At 72.7% G+C, this 3,555-nt stretch carries 2 protein-coding genes; one reads left to right on the top strand and one right to left on the bottom strand.

The features are described from left to right. The first annotated feature begins 45 nt into the window (after positions 1 to 45). Entirely contained in the window at positions 46 to 3,354 is a 3,309-nt protein-coding gene (locus ABD54_RS26005; protein WP_047872187.1) for a right-handed parallel beta-helix repeat-containing protein, read from the top strand. Positions 3,355 to 3,420: 66 nt separating this feature from the next. On the opposite strand, the gene ABD54_RS27625 is transcribed toward ABD54_RS26005, so the two are convergent. Continuing rightward, positions 3,421 to 3,555, bottom strand: a 135-nt coding sequence (locus ABD54_RS27625) for a sigma factor-like helix-turn-helix DNA-binding protein (RefSeq protein WP_268778211.1), incomplete at its 5' end; no start/stop codon positions are given.

The raw sequence follows: 3,555 nt of genomic DNA, 5'->3' as shown, positions 1-3,555 counted from the left end.
CCGGCCGCCCCGCCACCGCCCCTCCCCCGACTTAGGAAGACACCGATGACCAGGCAGCTCCTCACCGTCGACGCCGACGCTCAGGACGGGCACGCGACGATCACCGAGGCGGTCGAGGCCGCTGACAGCGGCGCCCTCATCACCATCGCCCCCGGTCGCTACGAGGAGAGCCTCGTCCTGCGCGACGTGGTCACCCTGATGGCCCGCGACGGCCTGGGCAGCGTGGAGATCACCACCGCCAGCGGCTGCGCCGTGGTCTCGGGCGCCGAGGCGGTCAAGCTGTCGGGGCTGGTCCTGCGCGGCCGCCACGCCGACTACCCCGCGGTGGACATCCCCCTCGGACAACTGGAGATGGCCGACTGCGAGGTGGAGGGCGCCTCGTGGACCGCGGTGTCGGTGCGCGGCGAGGGGGCGCTCGCCATGCGCGACAGCCGCGTCACCTGTTCGGCGGGGGCGGGTGTGGTGATCACCTCCTCCGGGCCGAGCGTCATCGAGGACTGCGTGGTCGAGGAGGTCGACACCAGCGCCGTGGTCATCGGCGAGCGGGCCCGCCCCACGGTCCGCTCCTGCGTGCTGCGCGACGCCGGGGGCAACGGTGTGTTCGCCAGCGGGCAGTCCGGGGGCACGATCAGCGACTGCGAGATCTCGGGGACGAAGAAGCCCGCCGTGGCGCTGGAGGAGGGGTCGGCCGCCTCGCTGGTGGGCACGCGCGTGCACGACACCGAGGGCGACGGTCTGGTGGTCTCCAGCAGGTCGCGACCGGTGGTCGAGGACTGCGTGTTCGAGGACATCGGCGGACGCGGCCTCACCGTGCGCAACGGGTCGGACCCGCAGGTGGCGCGGGTGCGGGTGGTGCGCGCCAAGGGCGTGGCCATCCACCTGTCGGGGCGGGCGCGCGGAACCTTCACCGAGTGCGAGGTGGAGGAGGCGGGCGGCGACGCCGTGCGCGCGGAGGAGCGCGCCTCCACCGCCTTCCTCGGCCTGGTCGTGCGCGGCGGGCAGGGGCTGAGCCTGGGCGGCGACAGCACAGTGGAGTTCGACCGCGGCCTGGTCAGCGGGACCGCCGGTCCCGGCGTGGTCGTCGAGCAGTGCGCCCCGTTCCTGCGCGCGACCGCGATCACCGGGACCAGGAGCCAGGGCGTGGTGTTCGGCAAGGGCGGGCGCGGACGTATGGAGGACGTGACGCTGGAGCGCACCGGCAAGAGCGCGGTGTCGGTGGAGGAGGGCGGCGCGCCCCTGCTGACCGGCGTGCAGATCACCGGGAGCCGCGACGCCGGGATCTCGGTGGGCTCGGGCGGATCCGCCGACGTGCGCGACTGCGACGTGTCCGAGTGCACGGGCGACGGCGTCGCCGTGCGGGCCGGGGGCAGTGCGACGGTGCTGCGCACCCGGGTCTACAACGGCCGCCGCAACGGCGTGCTGGTGGCGGCCAAGGCGAGCGCCACGCTGCGCCGGTGCGAGGTGTTCGGCAACGGCGCCGACGGCATCCTCGTGCACTCCGCCGAGGACGTGGCGGTGGAGGACTGCTCGGTGCGCGACAACGGGCGCTCCGGGCTGCGCCAGACCGTGGCCAGCCGGAGCATGCGCACGGAGGAGCTGCTCAGCCGCGGCAACGGGGCCCCGGACGCGTTCGGCGACCTGGCGGGCGCACCCGTCCCGATGCCGGAGGCCCCCGTCTCCGAGCAGTCGGACGAGGAGGCCGAGGAGGTCGGCCCCATGATGGAGCTGGACTCGCTGGTGGGCCTGGCCGGGGTCAAGCACGAGGTCAAGACGCTCGTCACCCGCAACCAGATGGCCCAGCGCCGGGCGGAGATGGGTCTGCCCACGCCGCCCATGAGCCGCCACCTGGTCTTCGGCGGCGCGCCCGGTACCGGCAAGACCACCGTGGCGCGGCTGTACGGGCAGATCCTCGCCGAACTGGACGTGCTGCGCTACGGGCACGTGGTGGAGGTGGCCCGCGCCGACCTGGTCTCGCAGTACGTGGGCGGCACGGCGATCAAGACCACCGAGGTGTTCGAGCGGGCCAAGGGCGGCGTCCTGTTCGTGGACGAGGCGTACACGCTGGCCAACGGCAGTGAGGGCGGAGGCGGCGGCCCGGACTTCGGCCGGGAGGCCATCGACACCCTGGTCAAGCTCATGGAGGACCACCGCGACGAGGTCGTGGTGATCGTCGCGGGCTACACCGAGGAGATGCAGAGCTTCCTCGACACCAACCCCGGCCTGGCCTCAAGGTTCAGCCGGACCATCGAGTTCACCAACTACTCGCCGGAGGAGCTGACGCAGATCGTGCGCAACATGTGCGTCTCCCACAGCTACCGGATGGCGGAGGAGACCGAGGCGGCCCTGCTCGCCCACTTCGAGCGGGTACCCAAGGGACCCGCGTTCGGCAACGGCCGCGAGGCCCGCAAGCTGTTCGAGGAGATGATCGACCGCCAGGCGTTCCGGCTGGGCGGGACCATCCCCGACAGCCCGGACTCGCTCACCCTCCTGCTGCCCGAGGACCTGGGGGAGGCGGCCGAGGAGGAGCAGCTCGGCGGCACGGCGGACGGGATCGCGGCCCTGCGCGAGGAACTCAACGCCATGGTGGGCCTGGCCAGCGTCAAGGAGACCGTCAACGACCTGGCCAACCTGCTGCTGATGTCGCAGCAGCGGCGCGCCATGGGGCTCCAGGTGGCGCCGATGAGCCACCACCTGGTGTTCGCCGGTCCCCCCGGTACCGGTAAGACGACCGTGGCCCGCCTGTACGGCAAGCTCCTGCACGCCCTGGGGGTGCTGCGCGGCGACCACGTGGTGGAGGCGGCCCGGTCGGACCTGGTCGGGCGCTACGTCGGGCACACCGCCCAACTGACCGCCGAGGTGTTCGAGCGGGCCAAGGGCGGCGTCCTGTTCGTGGACGAGGCCTATTCGCTGGCGCCGCGGGGAGCGGGCAACGACTTCGGCCAGGAGGCCATCGACACCCTGGTCAAGCTCATGGAGGACCACCGCGACGAGGCGGTGGTCATCGTCGCCGGTTACACCAACGAGATGCAGCGCTTCCTCGACTCCAACCCCGGCCTGGCCTCGCGGTTCAACCACCAGGTGGAGTTCCCCGACTACAGCGACGACGAGCTGGTCACCATCGTCGAGCGGATGGCGAAGGGGTCGGGCTACACCTGCGGTGAGCAGACGACGGCGGCCCTGCGCGAGCACTTCTCGGGGGTGGTCCGCGACGTGAACTTCGGCAACGCCCGCTACGCGCGCCAGGTGCTGGAGCGGATGATCACCCGGCAGGCGGGCCGCCTGGTCAACGGCGTCCAGAACGCCACCCGGGAGGACTTCACCACCCTGCTGCCCGAGGACATCCCGGCCCGCTGACCCCGCCGTGCGGGGGCGGGGCCGCCTCCCGGAGGGCGCCCTCCGGGAGGCGGCCCGGCCGCGGGCTCAGCCGTGGCCGGGCGCGTGCCCGCCGACCTCCTCGCGCAACTGTTCGAGCACCCCCGACAGCAGCCGCGACACGTGCATCTGCGAGTAGCCCAACCGGTCCGCGATCTGGGACTGGGTGTGGTCCCCGAAGAA

This window comes from Nocardiopsis sp. RV163 (genome assembly GCF_001029525.1).
GTDB lineage: Bacteria > Actinomycetota > Actinomycetes > Streptosporangiales > Streptosporangiaceae > Nocardiopsis > Nocardiopsis dassonvillei.
The sequence above is the reverse complement of the archived record's forward strand: the minus strand, read 5'-3'. Positions and strand labels throughout refer to the sequence as shown.